This is a genomic window from Loktanella atrilutea (assembly GCF_900128995.1).
Lineage (GTDB): Bacteria > Pseudomonadota > Alphaproteobacteria > Rhodobacterales > Rhodobacteraceae > Loktanella > Loktanella atrilutea.
In genome coordinates this window covers 160454-178914 of record NZ_FQUE01000001.1, presented here as the reverse complement: position 1 = coordinate 178914, position 18461 = coordinate 160454, and the positions used below count along the sequence as shown (strand labels likewise).

General features: G+C 65.9%; 21 protein-coding genes. 6 read left to right on the top strand and 15 right to left on the bottom strand.

The genetic code is table 11. The features are described from left to right. Window positions 1–100: 100 nt before the first annotated feature. Window positions 101–604, bottom strand: coding sequence for a type III secretion system chaperone family protein (locus BUA54_RS00845; protein ID WP_072855315.1), 504 nt, complete (start codon window positions 602–604; stop codon window positions 101–103). A 324-nt stretch (window positions 605–928) separates the two neighbouring features. Between BUA54_RS00845 and BUA54_RS00840 the strand changes: the two genes are divergently transcribed. Next, entirely contained in the window at window positions 929–1963 is a 1035-nt protein-coding gene (locus BUA54_RS00840) for a M42 family metallopeptidase (protein WP_072855314.1), read from the top strand. A 66-nt stretch (window positions 1964–2029) separates the two neighbouring features. On the opposite strand, the gene BUA54_RS00835 is transcribed toward BUA54_RS00840, so the two are convergent. From BUA54_RS00835 to BUA54_RS00820, 4 genes are all read right to left on the bottom strand, one after another. Next, on the bottom strand, window positions 2030–2617 hold the full coding sequence (locus BUA54_RS00835; RefSeq protein WP_072856081.1) for a fasciclin domain-containing protein: 588 nt from the start codon (window positions 2615–2617) through the stop codon (window positions 2030–2032). A 197-nt stretch (window positions 2618–2814) separates the two neighbouring features. Continuing rightward, complete coding sequence (locus BUA54_RS00830) at window positions 2815–3384, bottom strand: fasciclin domain-containing protein (RefSeq protein WP_143155339.1); 570 nt, start codon at window positions 3382–3384, stop codon at window positions 2815–2817. A gap of 143 nt (window positions 3385–3527) precedes the next feature. Then, window positions 3528–4220: an HAD family hydrolase gene (locus BUA54_RS00825; protein WP_072855312.1), complete on the bottom strand. Its 693-nt coding sequence runs from the start codon at window positions 4218–4220 to the stop codon at window positions 3528–3530. A gap of 22 nt (window positions 4221–4242) precedes the next feature. After that, the gene (locus tag BUA54_RS00820; protein ID WP_072855311.1) at window positions 4243–4521 is read right to left on the bottom strand and encodes a DUF3572 domain-containing protein; all 279 of its coding nucleotides are present in this window, start codon (window positions 4519–4521) and stop codon (window positions 4243–4245) included. A 92-nt stretch (window positions 4522–4613) separates the two neighbouring features. Here BUA54_RS00820 and BUA54_RS00815 point away from each other — a divergent pair, with 92 nt between their 5' ends. Next, on the top strand, window positions 4614–6005 hold the full coding sequence (locus BUA54_RS00815) for a diguanylate cyclase (protein WP_072855310.1): 1392 nt from the start codon (window positions 4614–4616) through the stop codon (window positions 6003–6005). Between the two features lie 852 nt (window positions 6006–6857). Here BUA54_RS00815 and BUA54_RS00810 read toward each other — a convergent pair. From BUA54_RS00810 to BUA54_RS00795, 4 genes are all read right to left on the bottom strand, one after another. Continuing rightward, complete coding sequence (locus tag BUA54_RS00810) at window positions 6858–7319, bottom strand: periplasmic heavy metal sensor (protein WP_072855309.1); 462 nt, start codon at window positions 7317–7319, stop codon at window positions 6858–6860. Continuing rightward, entirely contained in the window at window positions 7312–7653 is a 342-nt protein-coding gene (locus BUA54_RS00805; RefSeq protein WP_084113981.1) for a hypothetical protein, read from the bottom strand. Before BUA54_RS00805 ends, BUA54_RS00810 begins: the two co-directional genes overlap by 8 nt. After that, window positions 7646–8251, bottom strand: a complete 606-nt coding sequence (locus BUA54_RS00800) for an RNA polymerase sigma factor (RefSeq protein WP_072855307.1) — start codon at window positions 8249–8251, stop codon at window positions 7646–7648. The genes BUA54_RS00805 and BUA54_RS00800 overlap by 8 nt, the downstream gene beginning before the upstream one ends. Before the next feature lie 77 nt (window positions 8252–8328). Continuing rightward, complete coding sequence (locus BUA54_RS00795; protein WP_072856080.1) at window positions 8329–8862, bottom strand: EF-hand domain-containing protein; 534 nt, start codon at window positions 8860–8862, stop codon at window positions 8329–8331. Window positions 8863–9054: 192 nt separating this feature from the next. On the opposite strand from BUA54_RS00795, the gene BUA54_RS00790 reads away from it, so the two are divergent. Continuing rightward, window positions 9055–9450: a DUF983 domain-containing protein gene (locus BUA54_RS00790; protein ID WP_072855306.1), complete on the top strand. Its 396-nt coding sequence runs from the start codon at window positions 9055–9057 to the stop codon at window positions 9448–9450. Beyond that, complete coding sequence (locus BUA54_RS00785) at window positions 9434–10120, top strand: NUDIX hydrolase (RefSeq protein WP_072855305.1); 687 nt, start codon at window positions 9434–9436, stop codon at window positions 10118–10120. Before BUA54_RS00790 ends, BUA54_RS00785 begins: the two co-directional genes overlap by 17 nt. Here the strand turns inward: BUA54_RS00785 and BUA54_RS00780 are convergent. The 5 genes from BUA54_RS00780 to BUA54_RS00760 form a co-directional block, all read right to left on the bottom strand. Continuing rightward, complete coding sequence (locus BUA54_RS00780) at window positions 10117–11013, bottom strand: DMT family transporter (protein WP_072856079.1); 897 nt, start codon at window positions 11011–11013, stop codon at window positions 10117–10119. The genes BUA54_RS00785 and BUA54_RS00780 overlap by 4 nt on opposite strands. Before the next feature lie 7 nt (window positions 11014–11020). Continuing rightward, window positions 11021–12391: a thioesterase family protein gene (locus tag BUA54_RS00775; RefSeq protein WP_072855304.1), complete on the bottom strand. Its 1371-nt coding sequence runs from the start codon at window positions 12389–12391 to the stop codon at window positions 11021–11023. Then, on the bottom strand, window positions 12391–12699 hold the full coding sequence (locus BUA54_RS00770; protein WP_072855303.1) for a hypothetical protein: 309 nt from the start codon (window positions 12697–12699) through the stop codon (window positions 12391–12393). The genes BUA54_RS00775 and BUA54_RS00770 overlap by 1 nt, the downstream gene beginning before the upstream one ends. Continuing rightward, window positions 12696–13379, bottom strand: coding sequence for a lipocalin family protein (locus BUA54_RS00765; protein ID WP_245810533.1), 684 nt, complete (start codon window positions 13377–13379; stop codon window positions 12696–12698). The genes BUA54_RS00770 and BUA54_RS00765 overlap by 4 nt, the downstream gene beginning before the upstream one ends. Window positions 13380–13467: 88 nt before the next feature. Beyond that, on the bottom strand, window positions 13468–14511 hold the full coding sequence (locus tag BUA54_RS00760) for an aldo/keto reductase (RefSeq protein ID WP_072855302.1): 1044 nt from the start codon (window positions 14509–14511) through the stop codon (window positions 13468–13470). A gap of 102 nt (window positions 14512–14613) precedes the next feature. On the opposite strand from BUA54_RS00760, the gene metG reads away from it, so the two are divergent. Then, on the top strand, window positions 14614–16326 hold the full coding sequence (gene metG, locus BUA54_RS00755; RefSeq protein WP_072855301.1) for a methionine--tRNA ligase: 1713 nt from the start codon (window positions 14614–14616) through the stop codon (window positions 16324–16326). On the opposite strand, the gene BUA54_RS00750 is transcribed toward metG, so the two are convergent. Further along, complete coding sequence (locus BUA54_RS00750; RefSeq protein WP_072855300.1) at window positions 16327–17484, bottom strand: AI-2E family transporter; 1158 nt, start codon at window positions 17482–17484, stop codon at window positions 16327–16329. A 153-nt stretch (window positions 17485–17637) separates the two neighbouring features. Here BUA54_RS00750 and BUA54_RS00745 point away from each other — a divergent pair, with 153 nt between their 5' ends. Next, window positions 17638–18432, top strand: a complete 795-nt coding sequence (locus BUA54_RS00745; protein ID WP_072855299.1) for a lytic murein transglycosylase — start codon at window positions 17638–17640, stop codon at window positions 18430–18432. Window positions 18433–18461: the final 29 nt, after the last annotated feature.

Genomic DNA, 18461 nt, shown 5'->3' with positions numbered 1-18461 from the left:
GAGACGCGGGGGGTGCGGGGGCTGGCCCCCGCGTCAGCGGGGGGTCCGGGGGGCGGCAGCCCCCCGGCGTGGCGACGCGCGGACCGCGCGGCGCAAAACCTCAGGCGCGGCCGTAAGCCTCGCCGATGGCGATCCGGATCGCCTCCGCCGGCGTCCGCTCGGCCCAGGTCACAAGCTGCAGCGCCGGGTAATAGCGCTCGCAGCTCGTCACCGCCGTGTGGATCATCGTGTCGATCTGTTCGGGGCTCGCGATCTGCTCGCCCGCCAACACCAGACCGTAGCGGTAGACGATCATCTTCTGCTCGGGCCACCAGGTCAGGGTGCCGGCCCAGCTGTCGTCGTTGATCGTGTTCAGCGCCTCGAACAGCGCCTGCGTGCGGTGCGCGGGCGGTTCCATCTCGAAGGTGCAGATCAGGCGCAGGGTCTCGTCCCGGTCGGACCATGACAGTGTGATCGCATAGGTGCGCCACTGCCCTTCGACCGCCATCGCGATCTGGTTGTCGGCCAGCCGGTCGAACTCCCAAGCATGGTGTTCGGCCAGATGTTCCACGAGATCGATGGGGTGAAGGTCGTCGGTGTCGTAAAACTGCTCGGTCAGTGCCATGCTCTTCGCCTCTCTCATGTGTCGGGTCCGCAACGCGTCCCCAGCACTATGCCACTGCTCTAGTGACGGTATGGTTCTTGTTAGTCCCCTACGAGATATGGTGCGGCCGTGGGGACGGTCTGTAAAGTCGTTTCTTGGGGATAAGTGCCTGCTGCTTGCGCTTTTGCGCCATTACGCCCTGAATACACGCGATTGCGGCCCGTTTCCATCTTGATTCTGCCGGATCACCGAAAGGTGCAGCCGCTCCGCGAAAAGCCGCCGCCTTGCGCCCAAAGGCCGGCACGCCTACCACACCGGCACCCGTTCCATTCTCAGGATGACCCCATGAACATCGACCTGCTGAAGCGCCTGTGCGAGATGCCGGGCGTGCCCGGCCGCGAGGACCGCGTGCGCGACTTGATCCAGACGGAGGTCGCCGACCTGTTCGACGATATCTCCGTCGACCCGATGGGCAACCTGCTGTGCCGGCGCGATGCGGACCGCGCTGACGCACCACGGATCATGCTGTTGTGCCACATGGACGAGATCGGGTTTCTCGTCAGCCACATCGATGACAAGGGCTACCTTTGGGTCCAGCCGGTCGGCGGCTTCGATCCGCGCAACCTCTTTTCCCGCCGTGTGCTGGTCTGCACCGAGGATGGCGATCTGAAGGGCGTCATGAACCCCGGCGGCAAGCCGGTCCACATCTCCACCGCCGAGGACCGCAAGAAGGTGCCGGAGGTGGGCGAGTTCTTCATCGACACCGGCCTCGGGCTCGGGGCCAAAGACCGCGTCAAGGTTGGCGACTTCGTCGTCATGGACGAACCTTTCCTGACGATGGGTGATACCTTTGTCAGCAAGGCCCTCGACAACCGCGTCGCCTGCTGGCTGGGGATCGAGGCGATCCGGGCGCTTGGCGACGGTGGTCGCGGCGCCGAAATCCACGTGGCTTTCACCTGTCAGGAAGAGGTCGGGCTGCGCGGCGCGCGGACTGCTGCCTATGCCGTGCGGCCCGACATCGGGCTTGGCATCGACACGACGCTGGCCTGCGACACGCCGGGAATCCCCGAAAAGGACGCCACCACGCGCCACGGTGAAGGTTTCGGGCTGCATGTGCGCGACAGCAGCTTCATCGCCGATGCAGGCCTCGTGCGTGACATCGCGGCACTGGCAGAGGCCAAGGGCATCCCCTACCAGCGCACGATGCTGGCGGCGGGCGGTCAGGACGGCGCGGCGGCACAGCAGGCCGCCGCGGGCGCCCGGGCCGTCGGGATCGTCGTCGGCACGCGCTACATCCATACGGTGACCGAAATGGTGCACCGCACCGACCTTCTGGCCGCGCGCGACATCATCGCGGCCTATCTGGCGGATTTCGCATGAAAAAGGCCTCCTGCGGGCAAACGCAGGAGGCCAGAACCAGCCTGAAAGGGCCGATATTGGAGAGGCTTATTCGGCCGGCAGAAGGACGGTGTCGATCACATGCACGACGCCGTTCGACTGGAACACGTCGGGGGTCATGATCTCTGCGACCTGACCGCGTTCGTCGGTGATGGTGAAGTGCTCTTCACCCTCGGCCTTCACGGCGTCCTTGCGGATCGTCACCATGCAGCCGCCGACGGTTTCCAGTTCCTGCTCGCCACCTTCGTTACCGAACTGGCCCGCCAGCTCTTCGGTGTTCATCGCACCGGGGATGACATGGCAGGTCAGGATCTTGGCGAGTGCTGCCTGGTTTTCCGGCTTCATCAGGTCGTCCAGCTGGGTCTGGTCCAGCTTGGCGAAGGCGTCGTTGGTCGGCGCCAGCACGGTGAAGGGGCCTTCGCCCGCCAGCGTATCGGCCAGGCCGGCGGCCTGCACGGCAGCGACCAGCGTCGACAGGTTGCCGGCGTTGGAAGCGTTCTCGACGATCGTCATGTCGGGCATCATCTCGACGCCATCGACCATCGGGTTGCCGGCCGGGCTCATGTGCGACTCGGCGGCGGCGGCGCCTGCGGTCAGGCTCAGAGCGGCAGCGGCGGCCATCAGTTTGCTTGTCATCGACATAAAACATCTCTCTTTCATATGGTCGTGCAGGACATTCTGCCCTGCTGTGGCGCTACAACATGCAAAGACTGAATAATGTTCCCACGTGTGGCCGCGATGGACAGGATGCCGCGGCTGACGTGAAAAACCCCGCCCCGTCAAGTGACGGGGCGGGGCTGGCAGGCAGGCCGGATCGAAATCCGACGTAACTCTTATTCGGCCGGCAGCAGCACGGTGTCGATCACGTGCACGACGCCGTTCGACTGCTTCACGTCAGCCTGGGTGACGGTCGCGACCTGACCACGCTCATCGGTCAGGGTGATCATGTCACCATCCATCTTGGCCTGCAGCACGCAGCCGCCCACGGTGGTCACCGCGTGGTCGCCGTTATCGTCGGCGATCATGCCCATGATCGCGTCGGACATCGCATCGGCCGCGACGACGTGGCAGGTCAGGATCTTGGCCAGAGCCGCCTGATTCTCCGGCTTCATCAGTTCGGCAACCTGCGACTGGTCCAGCTTGTCGAAAGCGTCATTCGTGGGGGCGAAGACGGTGAACGGACCGGGGCCCGACAGCGTGTCCACAAGACCGGCAGCCTGCACGGCGGCGACCAGCGTCGTCAGGTTTTCGGCGGTCGAGGCATTTTCCACGATCGTCTTGGTCGGGAACATCTCGGCGCCACCGACCATCGGGTTGCCGTCGGCACTCATGTGGGATTCGGCAAAGGCGGCACCGGTGGACAGTGCGAACACGGCAGCGGCGGTCATCAGCTTTGTTTTCATCGACATATGGTATCTCTTTCTCTCTTCCCGGCAGGCCGTTGTGACCTGCTATGTGGCAACCACGACAAGGCGGCACAAAAAGTTGCTGTCGGTGAAAAACTTTGTCTGGCAAGACCGTGGCCGCCGCCGACACGGGCCTTGCGTCAGACCTGATGCGTCAGCCAGGCTGGCAGATCGGCGATGCTGTTCAGCACCGCGTCCGCCAGCTGTGTCAGGTCCGCGCGGGCGGCGGGGCCGGTCAGCACGCCGATGCAGGTCATGCCTGCCGCCCGGCCCGCCGTCAGGTCATGGGGACTGTCGCCCACCATCGCGCAGTCAGACGGCGGCAGCCCCACTGCCTTGCAGAATGCCAGCAGCGGCGCGGCCGAGGGTTTGGCACCGTGACCGCTGTCGTAGCCGGCGACGAAGGCCAGTTCGTCGATGATCCCGGCATCCTCCAGATGGCGGAATGCCGGCGCCTCTGCATCGTTCGTCACGACGCCGAGGGTCTGCCCCATTGCCCGCAGCTGCGCCATCAGCGCCGGAAGATCCGCCGCCGGTTGCTGGGGGACATCCGCGGAAAAGGCGTTCATCCGCGAAATCAGCGCGTCGAGGTCGCCCGGTCCCGTCACCGTAAGGACCGCGCGGGCCACGACATCGATCGGTTCGGCGATCACGATGCTGCCCGGCTGGAACCGGTTCAACGCCAGGTCATAGCCGAGGACCGTCGCAAGGCGTTTCAGCAGCAAGGCGTCGCCGGCGGCCTCTGACACCAGAAGATGGCGCGTGAAGCTGCCCCATGTTGCGTTGAAGTCGAACAGCGTGCCGTCCTTGTCGAAGATCAGCCCCTTGATCATGCCGGGCACATGCGCCGTGTCATCAGGTCCAGTGCACCTGCTCTGCCCCCGGCAGGGCGTAGCGCGCGCGCAGCGGCGCATCGAAGGACAGGCCGTGCCCCTCGCAGAAGGCCACGACCCAGTCGTCGCGCTGCGTCAGGAAATCGAGGACGGAGGCCAGGAATACGGGGTCCGAGGCCCCCTGCCGCAGGTCATCGGGCGACAAACCGCTGCCGCCCATGAAGGCGCCGGAGAGTTCGTCGTCGGCTGCGACATAGGCCAGGGCCTGCAGGGCCAGCACTTCAGCGGATTCCGGCGTCATCGCCAATTCCCCTTCCAAGGGTGAACACTTTTTTAATACATATGACGCAATCTGTCCGAACGATGGTGAAACCGTCAGTTAGGGATTGCAAGATGTCCGGCAAAATATTGATCGTCGATTCCATCTCGACAAACCGTATCGTCCTGCGGGTCAAGATGCTGGCGGCACGGTACGAGGTCGATGCCGTCGCATCCTGCGCAGAGGCGACCGGCCGGATCGCGATCTCGCAACCCGATCTGATCCTGATCAACCTGACGGATGCGCAGGGTGAAGGCCACGCCTTCTGCCGCAGGCTGCGTGCCGACCCCACAACCGCGAATATCGCGATCATCTCCGTCGGCGTGCTCGATACGGCGGCAGCACGCTTCGGCGCGCTGGATGCGGGCGCAGACGACGTCCTGCCGCGCCCAATCAGCGATACCCTGCTGCTGGCCCGGGTGCGCAGCCTCATGCGGAGGCGCAACATGTCGCGCGAACTTCAGATGCGCGACGGCACCAACCGCAATTTCGGGTTCGAGGAGATCGCCGCCCAGCTGATCACGCCGTCCCGGATCACGCTTCTGTCCGACGCCCCCACGGCAGGAGAGTTCCTTGCGGCTGAACTGCGTGAGGGTCTGACCCAGCCGGTGCGCGTCCTCACATCCGACGAGGCACTGGTCGACACCGGCGGCCCCGACATGACCGATCTTTTCATCATCGACGGCACCGTCGGGGGCTATGCGCCGCGGCAGCTATTCCGGCTGGTCGCCGACCTGCGCGCGCGTCAGGCGACGCGGCTGGCCGCACAGATGGTCATTCTGCCATCCGAACAGAACGAAGCGGCGGCGATGCTTCTGGATCTGGGCGCCGACGACGTGATCCCGGGCGCAGTGGAGATGCAGGAACTGGTATTGCGCGCACGGGCGCTGGTGCGGCAAAAGATGGATCAGGATCGCCTGCGCGACAGCCTGCGGGACGGGCTGCATGCCGCCATCACCGATCCCCTGACCGGGCTCTACAACCGGCGCTATGCGGAAACGCACCTGCGCCACATCGCGGAACAGGCCCGTGCGGTGGGTCGGGAATACGCCCTGATGATGATCGACATCGACCATTTCAAGAGGATCAATGACGGCTATGGTCATGCGGCCGGCGATCTGGTGCTGCGCGGTCTGGCCGACCGGCTGAAGCAGAACTTCCGGCCCGAGGACCTCGTCGCCCGCATTGGCGGAGAGGAGTTCCTGATCGCCATGCCCCGCACCAGCCTGTCGGAAGCGAAGGCCGCGGCGCAGCGCCTGCGCCGGTTGGTCAACATGCGCCCCTTCGCGATCGGAGACAACCAGCAGGACCTGCACGTGACGATTTCTGTCGGCGTCGCACTGGACAGGCTCGACTGCGGCATGATCGAAACGCTTGGCGACCTCTTCAAGCGCGCCGATGCCGCGCTCTACCGGGCCAAGGCGAACGGCCGCGACGCGATCTCGATCAGCCAGACCGCGGCGTGAAGGAGGATAGCAAGGGGTGATGTTTCGTTGAAATCGAGGCGCGGCGAAGGGCGGCATCGCTCTTGCCGAAGGTGTGCGGACGAAAGGAGCATTGTAAGGGGACCGACTTAGATGCATGTCTTTTTCGCATCGACTGATGTTTTGAAGCCCTCGACGGTCCCTATCATCTAAAAGCCGACCACCGATCGAAGCCCCGGGTTGCAGGTAGCCGAACCTGCAGTTCAGGCTCATTCCCCCAGCGTTGAGGACCTCTTGCCGGAACGTAATGTTCGCTGCCTTTTTATCTGGAGTTGTCTTGCGAGGAGGGTCTCACCGACTGCCCTTCCCTTGCCACTCGTAGCGTCGACAAAAGGACACAGCGCTCGGTGTGGCGGCACCCGATCGGTCAGCCGCTGCGGCAGCGCCGTGAAATTTTGTGGCGTCATGGGGTCGTTCCCTTCGGCCTGTGCCTCTGGGGCCTGATGTGACCGCGTCCTATCGGTCTGCTGTTGAAGTGGCACCACGCGGTCCTGCGGCGTCATGGTGTTTATCCGGTCGGCCGACTCCGCTGCCGCTCAGAGTAGCGGCGTTGTTCGATCAGCCGTCGCGAACGCGCGGTGCGATCCTGCGGAGGCATGGTGTCGATCCGGTCGGCCGCCGCGGCTGCCGCAAAAGCTTAACGCGGCGGGATCCTTTCTGTTAGCCGCTGCGACAGCGCCGCACGGTCCTGCGGCGCCATGGTGTCGATCCCGTCGGCCAGCGCCGCTACCGCGTAAGGAGTCAGCGTCGTTCGATCAGCCGTCGCGACCGCGCGGTGCGATCCTGCAGAGGCATGGAGTCGATCCGGTCGGCCGCCGCGGCTGCCGCAAAAGCTTAACGCGGCGGGGTCCTTTCTGTCAGCCGCTGCGACAGCGCCGCGCGGTCCTGCGGCGTCATGATGTCGATCCGGTCGGCCAGCGCCGCTGCCGCTGCGGACTGGAACCGGGCGACCCGGCTGGCCGGCGTCGTGAGCGCGGCCCGCAGGGCCTGTGCATCGTAGGGGTCTGCCGTCAGTGCGTCCTGCAAGGCTCGCAGATCGGCATCGCGGCTGCGGCGCGGCGACGCCAGATCGCCCCGCGCCTTCAAGGCATCCCGGATCGCAGCCCGGTCGGCGGGTGCGAGGGCACGCGCCACGGGGCCGAGGCTCATGTCGATATGCCGCGGCGGACGGCCCTCGTGGCCACGCAGCAGCATTCCGGCCGCGAGCCCCGCAATACCGAGGTTCAGTGCCAGCGACAGCGCCAGCACGACGCGCATCGCCTTCGTGCGGCGGGAGACGGGAAAGGGGTCAGCCATCGGTCGGGTCCTCGAAAAGCGTCACGTCGGTTTCGGGCAGGAAGGTCACGGTCTGGGTCGTGCCGACCAGCTCGGCTGCCAGCCCCTCGACCCCAGCAGGCGGTGCGGCACCGATCCAGAGACCTGCCAGACCCGCCGCAATTACACCCGTCAGCGCGGGCCAGCCCCCCAGCAGATCCTGAAGCCACCCCGCACCGCGCGACCGGTGACGACGCGGTATCGCCGGTCCGGGCTGTTGCGCCGCCGCATCGGCCAGCACACGGGCCACCAGATCGTCGCCGGGGGGCGGAAATTGAGTCCGCGCCGTGGCGAAAAGCGTGTCAAGGTCATCCATCTGTCGATCCGTCATCGTCATACCCCAATGCGTCGCGACGCCCTGCCAGGATCGCCGCCAGTGCCCTTTTGCCGCGGGCCGTCAGGCTTTCGACCGCGCGGGGCGAGATGTCCATGATGACGGCGATTTCGGGATTGGACAGCCCCTCCAGATGCCGCAATGCCACCGCCTGCGCCTGACGCTCGGGCAGCTCTGCCAGAGCGTCCGACAGCGCCCGCAGCCGCGCCGCGGTCTGCAGCCCGGCCGCGGCGCCGGGGGTCTGGTCCACCGGTTCCGCGATCTGGTCCAACCCGACACCCGTGCGTTTGCGTCGCCGCAGCCGGTCGGTGCAGAGGTTCGCAACCACCCGGAACAACCACGTCGTGACCTGCGCCTCGCCTTGCCGCCAGTCTGGGGCGATCCGCCACAGGCGCAGCATCGCCTCCTGCGCCACGTCCTCCGCCTCTGCCCGGTCCTGCAGCATCCGCGTGGCCTGCCCCAGCACCCGCGGCAGGACCCGGGCCGCGAGCAGACGCGCAGCCTCCGGGTCGCCGTTGGCATAGGCAACCAGCAGGGCGGCGTCCGGCATCGCGTCCGGTGGCTGTGGCAGCGGCGACATATGTATCCTGGCTAGGCCGTTCGTTCTGGGATGGCAACGGCCCGGGGCGGCAAGCGCCCCCAGCCGCTGCCCGTCGCCTAGCCGCGCGGGCGCGGGCCATGATCGCCGTCCATCCGGCCGTGGGGCTTGCCGTGGCCGTCGTGGTGCTTGCCCGGACCCATGCGGGGCGCGGCCTCGAACTCGGCGGCGTCGATACTGCCGTCCTTGTTGGTGTCGATCCGGTCGAACATGCGGGTCATGCGATCGCCCTTCGGGGCCATTTCATCGGCCTGCAGCAGCCCGTCGCCATTGGTGTCCCGCGCCGCGATCATCCGGTTCAGGCGCACAGCCCGGCGCTGATCCTCCTGCGCCTGCAGTTCCGCAGCCGACAGGCCGCCGTCGCCGTCGGTGTCCGCCGCGGCAAAGCGCGCGGCCGCCTGTGCCTGCATCTCCTCGGGAGTGACGGCGCCGTTGCCATCGGCATCCAGCGTCGCGAAATCCGGCATCGGGCCGCGCGACCCGGGTGCTGGCTGCGTCGCGGGGGCCGCGGGTGCGGGCGCCGTCTGTGCCCCGGCCACGCCGGCCAGTGCCAGACCGCCTAGCAGGGCCCCGATCATCACGCTCTTCTTCATCTGCTTCGTCCTTGTTCCGTTGTCTGCGACGACCCCGTCCGGGCCGTCGATGCAGGTGATACGTGCCGGGTCCGCGGTTCCGTCGCGCGGCCTGCTGATTTGCGGCCCGACCGCGACCTTTGCGCACAAAGCGACGCACGACCCTTTCATTTCACCCCGTTTGCGTCCATCTGGAAGGACGAAGGAGCATCCATGGCCGAGACCGATACACAAGACGCCCCGGTGGACCGCAACGCGAAGTCCGCCATGTGGCGCGGCTTTTGCCGGCGCTGTCCGCACTGTGGCGAAGGCCATTTGTTCACGGGATACCTCAAGGTCGTGGACCGCTGCCCGGTCTGCCAGGAATCGCTGTCCGGACATCGCGCCGACGACGGCCCGGCCTATCTGACGATCCTGATCGTCGGGCACCTGCTGGCGCCGATCCTGATCTACAGTTTCGTGGAATACAGGCCCGATCCGCTGGTGCTCGCCACGATCTTCACCATCGGCACGGTCGCGCTGTCGCTGTTCCTGTTGCCGCGGCTGAAAGGTCTGGTTGTCGGCATTCAATGGGCAAACGGGATGCACGGATTTGGCCAGCGTCATTGACAAGACCGCGATCCGCGACGCCGCCACGATCATCGTGTTGCGCCGCGGGGATGTGCCGTCTGTCCTGATGGGGCAGCGCGGGGCCGCCGCGGCCTTCATGCCAAGCAAGTTCGTGTTTCCCGGCGGCGCCGTCGACCCGGCGGATCACATGGTGCCGCTGCATCCCCTCTCGGACGCCGACACGGCTGCCCTCGAACGCGAAACCCGGCTGCCGCCCCGGGCGCTGGCCGCCGCCGCGATCCGCGAGTTGTGGGAAGAAACGGGTCACGTGCTGGGACACCCGGCGGACTGGCCGGACGCACCCCGAGGTTGGCGCGGCTTTGCGGCGACAGGGCACATCCCCGATGCCAGCCGGCTGCGCTATTTCTTTCGCGCGGTGACACCGCAAGGCCGGCCGCGTCGCTTCGACGCGCGGTTCTTTCTGGCAGAGGCTACGGACCTTTCGACCGACCCCAACGATTTCAGCCGGGCCGAGGACGAATTGTCGCTGCTGCAATGGGTCCCGCTGGCCGAGGCCCGGACCTTTGACCTGCCCTTCATCACGGAGGTCGTGCTGGCCGAACTGATGGCGCATGTGGCGAACCCCGATGCGCCGCTGACAGTGCCGTTCTTTCGCAACGACGACGAGGCCTTGCTGGTCAGCCGTCTGGGCGGCGCGCGGCTGATCTAGTCGGCCCAGACCAGCATCATGACGCTGAGGGTCAGCAGAACCAGGCCCTTCGCTTCTCTGCCGGTGATGCGTTCACCGAAGACGGCCCAGCCCACCATCAGCGACAGGGCGAGTTCGATCTGGCCCACCCCTTTGACCAAGGCCACGGTCTGCAGGGTGAAGGCGACGAACCAGCAGGTCGAGCCCGCCATGCTCGTCAGCCCCACCAGCCCTGCGATGCGCCACGCCCGGACCACTCTCGTGATCTGCCCCGGTTCGCGCCAGACCAGCCAGAGGGTCATGGCGACGACCTGAAAGGCGGTCACGCAGGCCAGCGTCAGGATCGCGCGAAAGAAGGCGTCGCCCGCGGGCAGTGCCGTCGACGCACCGCGGTAACCGACGCTCGACACCGCGAACAGCACGCCGGACGCGAGGCCAAGACCGCTGCCCCGATTGACGATGCGCCGATACCATGGCCCCGAGGCGGCAGGCGCATCCGACAGCAGGACAATTCCCGGCAGACCCAGCACAAGCGCGATCCAGGCCAGCGGTGGCAGTTGTTCGCCCAGCAGCACGATGGACAGCAACGCCGCCATCAGCACCTCTGTCTTCATGAAGGTCAGGCCAACGGCAAAGTTGCGTTGCGTGAAAAGCGCGACGACACACATCGTGGCAATGATCTGCGCAAACCCGCCCGCCATGGCGAAGGCCCAGAACCGGGCGGGCACCGCCGTCGCCTGTCCGGTCAGCACCGCATAGGTGAAGGCCAGCAACGCGACCAGTGGCGCGGAATAGATGAACCGTGCAAAGGTCGCCCCCGCGGTCGACAGCGTGGCCGCGCGCAACTGCTTTTGCAGCATGAAACGGACGGTCTGCGCCGCGACCGCCCCCAGCGTCACCCAGACCCAGATCATCGCGGCGTCACTTGCGCCCCACGGCCCGCCCGGCGCCTTCGGGCCACGGCAGGTCTGCATGTGACTGCGCAAGACGGGTAAGCGGCAGGGCGACCCGGTCGTCAGGCAGGCAAGCCTTGCGGGTGGTCAGGCTGACGTGGATCAGCATGTGCTCTCCTGTCGCCAGCAGCCTGTCGCCTGCGTACATCCGGTGAAACAGGTGCATCTTTTTCCCAAGCCCCAAAAGGACTTGCGTCGTGATGTTGATGCGGATCCCGGCCCGTACCTCGTCGAGGTGTCGGATGTGGGTTTCTGCGGTGAAGAAGCTGACACCGCTGGCGACATAGGCCATGTCGCACCCGATCAATGCCATAAGCCGGTCCGTCGCCTCGCCGAAGGCGTGCAGGTACCGCGCTTCGGTCATGTGGCCGTTGTAGTCGGTCCAGTCGAGCGGCACGGCGCGGTGCAGGGTGGGTACGGGCTGCGACAAGTCGCCGACCGCATCGAGGGTAAGTGGCAAGCGATCCAGCCGCCGGTCCTGCGCGTTCAGCAATTTCCCGGCCCCGGCATCACGGGCCTTCAATCCGCGTAGCAGGGTGACGAGGGTTTCGTCGCGGTGTTGGTCGGCGGATCGGGGGCTGCTTGTGTGCGGCGTCGCAAATGCGTTCTGGGAAAGAAGGTGTTCGAAAACGCTTTCGCTGCTGCCGAAATTGTTTGAATCGGACAGACCCGTACCAAGCAAATCCAGAAGCGGACCGTATTGGATTGCGGCATGCAACTCTGCCGGTGTCGCTTCTTCTTCCCGGATCATCTGCGCGACGTCCCGCAGAAGCCCCTTCAACAGCCGGTCGGTCACTGTCCCGTCCCGGCGCGCGCGCATGGGCAGAGGATACATCCCCATGGATGACAGGATACCGACGGCCCGATCGACCACCGCGGATGAATTGGCGGCACCGCTGAGCACCTCGACCAGCGGCAAAAGGTAAACCGGATCGAAAGCACGGACCGAGAGGACCTGTCCGGGGTGCGGGGCGCCGTCCTGCAAGACCGAAAGTTGCCCTACCCAGTTCGACAGGCCGACGATCGCATCAGGCGGACAGGCCGTTTGTATCGCCTGCAGGAGTTGGCCTGCCTCCGCTGTCCCGTCAGGCAGTGTGACCTGTATCCAGTCCGCCCCCGGAACCGCCGCGGCGGCATTTGCATGGAACGACAGCTGCCCTTCTGCCGGCAGGGCCACGTCGGACAGGCTTGGCAGGGCGCGTCTGGCATTTTCGAAGACGGCAGACGCCAGCGTTTCCGGGATATCCGACAGGGCGACATCCCAACCCGCCAGCAGAAACCTCGCGGCCCAGCCAGCGCCAGCGGGGCCACCGCCGATGATCGCCGCACGCCGCGGCATCAGTTGACGGCGTCCAGATCCTGCTGTTCGAGGGCGGCGTTCAGGTCCGTATCGGTCAGCGGATCGTCGAGTGCGGCCTGCGGCACCGGATTGCGCTTGACCGACGGATCGCAGGCCGTCATCGGGCTGCCGACGTCGCGGATGATCAGGCCGCCGGCGGCGCGGCACTGCTCGAACGGCATCGAAGAGCCGATCACCATGAACTCCTTGATCGCGCCGCCGCCACCGCCGGCCCCGCCGCCCGGCATCAGGCCGGCGCCGGCGCAGCCCGTCATCAGGGCCAGTGTGGCCAGTCCCAGATACTTCATCGCGATACCTCCACCAGTCGGTCCAGATCGTAGCCGTTGAATTCAAGCACGTCCCGCGCGGCGCGCAGGCGGTCGCCGGGGATCTGCGGATCCCGGTTCAGGATCCAGCCGGACCGTCCGTTCGGTGCACCGACGACGGCGGTGCGATAGCCTTCGTCGATCCACAGGACCCAGTAATCCGCCGGAAAGGGAATCGTGTCAAAGCGGACGGTCAGCCGCCCCGGCCCCACCACATCGGCGCGACCCTCTATCGTGCTTCGCGTGCTGCCGTCGCCATTGCGGCAGGTGTTCAGCACCCTCAGCCCGCCGTCGGGCAAGGGCGCGTATTCCGCTGTAACGCCGACGCAGCCCGTTTCGAACGGAACGGGATAGCGCGCGACCTCGTACCATCTGCCCGCGTAGCGACCGGCGTCGAAGTTGAGGGCCGATCCGATCGGCACGCTGCGGTCACGGTAGACCTCCAGCAGGCCGCCAACGGGCTCGCCGGGCTGCGGTTTCGCGCAGGCGGCCAGCAGAAGAAGGAAGGCAATGTGGCGCATGCGGCCAGCAAGGCGGGTTCGGTCGTGCCGCGGCACTCGATTATCGTCACGGCGCGTCCGGCCATGCGAGGACAGGACCTGCGCCGCACCGGACCCGGTGATGGCGCAGGCGACAATCTCTCTGCTCGTGATCAGCGGCATCGCATGTCCCTTGCCCGGTTGCCCGCGACGTTGTGCCATTCCGCGCCCGAGGGCAAGGACCGCACCCGCGTCGGCAAGGGGGCGCCGATCAATAGGGCAACGGATGCGCCTTGTGGGCGGCCTCGATCTCCTGCAGCACGTCCTCGGACAGGGTCACGTCGCGGCCCGCGAGGATGTGCTGCAACTGATCCGCCGTGGTGGCACCAAAAATGGCGCTGACCGCGAAGGGGCGCGTCGCCTGCCACGCCATCGCCATGTGCACGGGGGACAGGTCGTGACGCGCGGCAATGTCCAGATAGACCTGCACGACGTCGAAGACCCGTTCCGACTTGCGGCCGCCGAGGTTGCCGTTCAGGTCCATGCGACTGCCCTTCGGCACCGCACCATCCTGATACTTGCCGGTCAGCAGGCCCGCGGCGAGGGGCGAGAAGGACAGGAGGGTGACATCCTCGTGGTGCATCGTCTCTGCCATGTCGGTGTCCATGATCCGGCACAGTAGCGAATATTCGTTCTGGATCGTGGCCATCCGCGGCAGGCCGTGTTCCTCGGCCAGATCGCACCACTTCACCGTGCCCCATGCGGTTTCGTTCGACAGGCCGACGGCGCGGATCTTGCCCGCCTTCACCGCCCGGTCGAGGCCTGAAAGCACATCGTGCATGTGGTCCAGCACCTGTGAACGATCCTGACCGGAGGGGTCGAAGGTCCAGTTGTTGCGGAACGCCCATGTGCCACGGTGCGGCCAGTGCAGCTGGTAGAGGTCGATCACGTCGGTCTTCAGCCGCCGCAGCGAGTCGTCGATCGCCTTATCCACGTTGGCCCCGGTGTAGCCCTTGCCGTCGTGCACGATGTTGTCGTTGGGCCCGGATGCCTTGGTCGCCAGCACCCAGTCGCTGCGGCGGCCCGATTTCTCGAACCAGTTGCCAAGGTATTCCTCAGACCGGCCGGCGGTTTCGCGGGTGACGGGGTTCACCGGATACATCTCGGCGCAGTCCATGAAGGTGAGGCCCGCGTCCAGCGCCATGTCGATCTGGCGGTGGGCGTCGTCCTCTGGCGTCTGGTTGCCGAAGGTCATGGTGCCGAGGCACCAGTCGGTCACGGTGATATCGGTGCGGCCGAGCGTAAGGTCTTTCATGGGGCGTCCTTTGATTTTGCGCACCTCCTAACCCGCCCGCGCGACATTGGCAAAGGTCCGCCCCCCCGCTAGAAGGGCGGCCAAGCAACAGAAAGTCTCGCCATGGCCCGCCACCTGATCACCTCCGCCATTCCCTACATCAACGGGATCAAGCATCTGGGCAATCTGGTGGGCAGCCAGCTGCCGGCCGACCTTTATGCCCGCTACCTGCGGGGACGCGGACATGACGTGCTGTTCCTGTGTGCCACGGACGAACACGGCACGCCGGCGGAACTGGCGGCGGCCAAGGCGGGCCAGCCGGTGGCCGACTACTGCGCCGAGATGCATGCGGTGCAGGCCGGGATCGCGCGCGGCTTCGGCCTGTCTTTCGACCATTTCGGACGGTCCTCCTCGCCCCAGAACGCGCGTCTGACCCAGTATTTCGCCGGGCGCCTGAACGATCAGGGCCTGATCCGCGAGGTGACCGAGGAGCAGGTCTATTCCGTCACCGACGGCCGCTTCCTGCCGGACCGCTACATCGAGGGCACCTGCCCGAACTGCGGGTTCGAAAGCGCCCGCGGCGACCAGTGCGACAATTGCACCAAGCAGCTCGACCCGACCGACCTGATCAATCCGCATTCCACGATCTCGGGTGCGACGGACCTCGAAGTGCGGCCCACGAAGCATCTTTACCTTGAGCAGTCCAAGTTGAAGGGCAAGCTCGCCGACTGGATCGACTCCAAGGGCGACTGGCCGATCCTGACGACCTCCATCGCCAAGAAGTGGCTGAACGACGGCGACGGCCTGCAGGACCGCGGCATCACCCGCGACCTGCACTGGGGCGTGCCGGTGCAGGACGGCGACAAGCCCTGGCCGGGGATGGAGGGCAAGGTCTTCTACGTCTGGTTCGACGCGCCCATCGAATACATCGCCTGCGCCCAGGAGTGGGTCGACGCGGGCAAGGGCAGCAACTGGGAAAGCTGGTGGCGCACCGACAAGGGGGCGGACGACGTGCGCTATACCCAGTTCATGGGCAAGGACAACGTGCCCTTCCACACCCTGTCTTTCCCGGTCACGATCATGGGCGCCGACGATAACTGGAAGCTGGTCGACTACATCAAGTCGTTCAACTACCTGAACTATGATGGCGGCCAGTTCAGCACCAGCCGCGGGCGCGGCGTCTTCATGGATCAGGCGCTGGAAATCCTGCCGGCCGACTACTGGCGCTGGTGGCTGCTGAGCCACGCACCCGAATCCTCCGACGCGGAATTCACGTGGGAGTCCTTCACGCAGGACGTGAACAAGGATCTGGCCGACGTGCTGGGCAACTTCGTCAGTCGCATCACCAAGTTCTGCCGCGCGAAGTTCGGTGACGCGGTGCCTGCGGGTGGCGAGGAGGGCGGGGCCGAGGCGGCCCTGACCGAGGAGTTGACCCGCCGCCTGAAAACCTACGAATCCCACATGGACGCGATCGAAGTTCGCAAGGCCGCCGCAGAGCTGCGCGCCATCTGGGTGGCCGGCAACGAATACCTGCAGGCCACCGCCCCCTGGACCACATTCAAGACCGATCCGGATCAGGCCGCGGCGCAGGTGCGCATCGGCCTGAACCTCGTCCGGCTTTATGCCATCCTGTCAGCGCCTTTCATCCCGGAGGCCGCCCGCGCGATGCGCGACGCCATGAAGGTTGATCATGCCGCTTGGCCCGATGACATCGCGACGTCGCTGCATGCCCTGCCCGCCGGCCATGCCTTTGACGTGCCGGAGAACCTGTTCCGCAAGATCACGGAGGCCGAGCGCGACGACTGGGCCGCGCGCTTTGCGGGCGTGCGGACCTGATCAGGCCGCCCGCACCCCGGTATTCACCAGCAGGTCGTCAAGGTCGGACTTGTCCGACAGCATCAGCGCAAAGGTGCGCGTGGCCGGGATATGGGCGCAGATGACCACGATCACGATGGTCATCGGTGTCGCCAGCAGGGTGCCGGTGATGCCCCAGATCCAGCCCCACAGCAGCAGCCCGACCAGCACGACCACCGGCGAGACAGAGACCTGCTTGCCCTGCACGTAGGGGTCGACGACATTGCCGAGGATCTGTTCCAGCATGAAGAGGCCGAAGGCGATCAGCGCTACGGTGCCCGGATCGCGCGTCACCATCGCGTAAAGGACCGGCAGGCCGCCCGCGATGATCGACCCGACGGTCGGGATGAAGTTCAGCAGCACCGCCAGCAGCATCCAGACCAGCAGAAGATCCACGTCGAACCACCACAGCCACGCGCCGTAGAACACTGCCGTCACCAGCCCCAGCGCAGCACGTGTGACGATGAAGATCCGCAGCTTGTGGGCGATCTGCGACAGGGCCTCTTCGACCTCTTCTTCTGTCGACCGTGTCAGCTGCCCGACCAACAGACGTTGCCAGCGCCCCCGCTCGGCCAGCATCAGGGCCATCAGCAGGACGACGAGGATGACGCCAGAGATCAACGTCCCCGTGCTGGCGGCGATCAGTTTGGCGACCTCCGCCATCATGCCCACCGCCTGCCCGCCGATCAGCCCTGCGATCCGCGACAATGGGATGCCGAAGACCTCTGTCGTCGCGCCCTGCGCCGCCTCGTGATCCGCGGCAGTCTGCTCCAGCGCGGCACCGGCTGCAGCAGCCGCGTCGCCGCCTTCGCCGCTTGCGGCCTGCTGGACGGCCGTTATGACCCCTTCCGGTAGGTTGTCGAACACCTGCATGGCCTGCTTGGCCGCCAGACCGATTCCCGCAGCAAAGACGGCAAGGGCTGCAAGCACCGCCAGAACCGCCGCAAGCTGACCCAGCCATCCCAGCATCGGCGGCACGCTGGCACGCACCCAGCGGTCCAGCGGTGCTGCGACCAGCGCAACGAAGAAGGCCAGCACCGCTGGCACGAAGACGGCTGTCATGGCATGCAGTGCCGCGGCCGTCAGTATCAGTGCGATCATTCCAAGGAAGATCGTCCTCAGCCGTGTGGTGTCGGTCATGGTCTGCTCGAATCCTATTCTGTCGTCGCCTATCGGAAATCCGATGATTTGCGCAATTCTGGCGGCTGTCTGCCGCCACTGACAGAGGCGTTATTGGATAACGGCGCAATCATGCTAATGTCACCCCCAACTTTGTCCCATTGGAAATGACACATGCGCCGTTACGCTCTACTCGCCACGCTCCTCCTGTCCTCGACCGCGGCCGCCGCCGCCACCTGCGGCAGCGACGCCAGTGGCTTCAACGCCTGGAAACAGCAATTCGCACAAGAGGCTTCTGCCCAAGGTGTGGGCCAGCGCGGTCTGGATGCCCTCGCAGGCACGCAGTATGCCACCCGTACGATCAGCGCCGACCGCAATCAGAAGTCCTTCAAGTACAGCCTTGACGATTTTCTGCGCATTCGCGGCGCCGACACCATCGTGGCGCAGGGCCGCAAGAAGATTGCCAACAACCCGAATTTCTTCTCCGGGCTGGAACAACGCTATGGCGTGCCAGCCTCGGTCGTGGTGGCGATCTGGGGGATGGAGACGGGATTCGGTAACTTCATGGGCGACAGCAACGTGCTGAGCGCGATATCGACGCTTGCCTACGACTGCCGCCGGACCGATTTCTTCACCCCGCATGCGCTGGCCGCGCTGCAACTGGTGGACCGGGGCAGCCTGTCGTCCGGCACCGTCGGCGCAATGCATGGCGAAGTCGGCCATACCCAGTTCCTGCCCGGCAACGTGGCGCGGTTCGGCGTGGATGCGGACAACAACGGCGTGGTAGATCTGACGAACCAGTCCGACGCGCTGGCTTCGACTGCGAACTTCCTGCGCCAGAAAGGCTGGCAGCCCGGCGCCGGCTTTCAGGAAGGTCAACCGAACTTCGCCGTGATCCAGCAGTGGAACGCCGCTGGCGTCTACCAGAAGGCCATTGCCCAAATGGCGGGTCGCATCGACAACGGCTGACTTGGTAATGATAACTGCGGGAGGCCACC

Coding starts and splice junctions, on each gene's coding strand:
- BUA54_RS00810 (WP_072855309.1), bottom strand. CDS start 7,319: ATGGCTGACCCCTTTCCCGTCTCCCGCCGCACGAAGGCGATGCGCGTC.
- BUA54_RS00805 (WP_084113981.1), bottom strand. CDS start 7,653: ATGGATGACCTTGACACGCTTTTCGCCACGGCGCGGACTCAATTTCCG.
- BUA54_RS00845 (WP_072855315.1), bottom strand. CDS start 604: ATGGCACTGACCGAGCAGTTTTACGACACCGACGACCTTCACCCCATC.
- BUA54_RS00835 (WP_072856081.1), bottom strand. CDS start 2,617: ATGACAAGCAAACTGATGGCCGCCGCTGCCGCTCTGAGCCTGACCGCA.
- BUA54_RS00800 (WP_072855307.1), bottom strand. CDS start 8,251: ATGTCGCCGCTGCCACAGCCACCGGACGCGATGCCGGACGCCGCCCTG.
- BUA54_RS00760 (WP_072855302.1), bottom strand. CDS start 14,511: ATGAAAGACCTTACGCTCGGCCGCACCGATATCACCGTGACCGACTGG.
- BUA54_RS00790 (WP_072855306.1), top strand. CDS start 9,055: ATGGCCGAGACCGATACACAAGACGCCCCGGTGGACCGCAACGCGAAG.
- BUA54_RS00825 (WP_072855312.1), bottom strand. CDS start 4,220: ATGATCAAGGGGCTGATCTTCGACAAGGACGGCACGCTGTTCGACTTC.
- BUA54_RS00815 (WP_072855310.1), top strand. CDS start 4,614: ATGTCCGGCAAAATATTGATCGTCGATTCCATCTCGACAAACCGTATC.
- BUA54_RS00765 (WP_245810533.1), bottom strand. CDS start 13,379: ATGCCGCTGATCACGAGCAGAGAGATTGTCGCCTGCGCCATCACCGGG.
- BUA54_RS00795 (WP_072856080.1), bottom strand. CDS start 8,862: ATGAAGAAGAGCGTGATGATCGGGGCCCTGCTAGGCGGTCTGGCACTG.
- BUA54_RS00840 (WP_072855314.1), top strand. CDS start 929: ATGAACATCGACCTGCTGAAGCGCCTGTGCGAGATGCCGGGCGTGCCC.
- BUA54_RS00770 (WP_072855303.1), bottom strand. CDS start 12,699: ATGAAGTATCTGGGACTGGCCACACTGGCCCTGATGACGGGCTGCGCC.
- BUA54_RS00750 (WP_072855300.1), bottom strand. CDS start 17,484: ATGACCGACACCACACGGCTGAGGACGATCTTCCTTGGAATGATCGCA.
- BUA54_RS00775 (WP_072855304.1), bottom strand. CDS start 12,391: ATGCCGCGGCGTGCGGCGATCATCGGCGGTGGCCCCGCTGGCGCTGGC.
- BUA54_RS00780 (WP_072856079.1), bottom strand. CDS start 11,013: ATGATCTGGGTCTGGGTGACGCTGGGGGCGGTCGCGGCGCAGACCGTC.
- BUA54_RS00830 (WP_143155339.1), bottom strand. CDS start 3,384: ATGAAAACAAAGCTGATGACCGCCGCTGCCGTGTTCGCACTGTCCACC.
- metG (WP_072855301.1), top strand. CDS start 14,614: ATGGCCCGCCACCTGATCACCTCCGCCATTCCCTACATCAACGGGATC.
- BUA54_RS00745 (WP_072855299.1), top strand. CDS start 17,638: ATGCGCCGTTACGCTCTACTCGCCACGCTCCTCCTGTCCTCGACCGCG.
- BUA54_RS00820 (WP_072855311.1), bottom strand. CDS start 4,521: ATGACGCCGGAATCCGCTGAAGTGCTGGCCCTGCAGGCCCTGGCCTAT.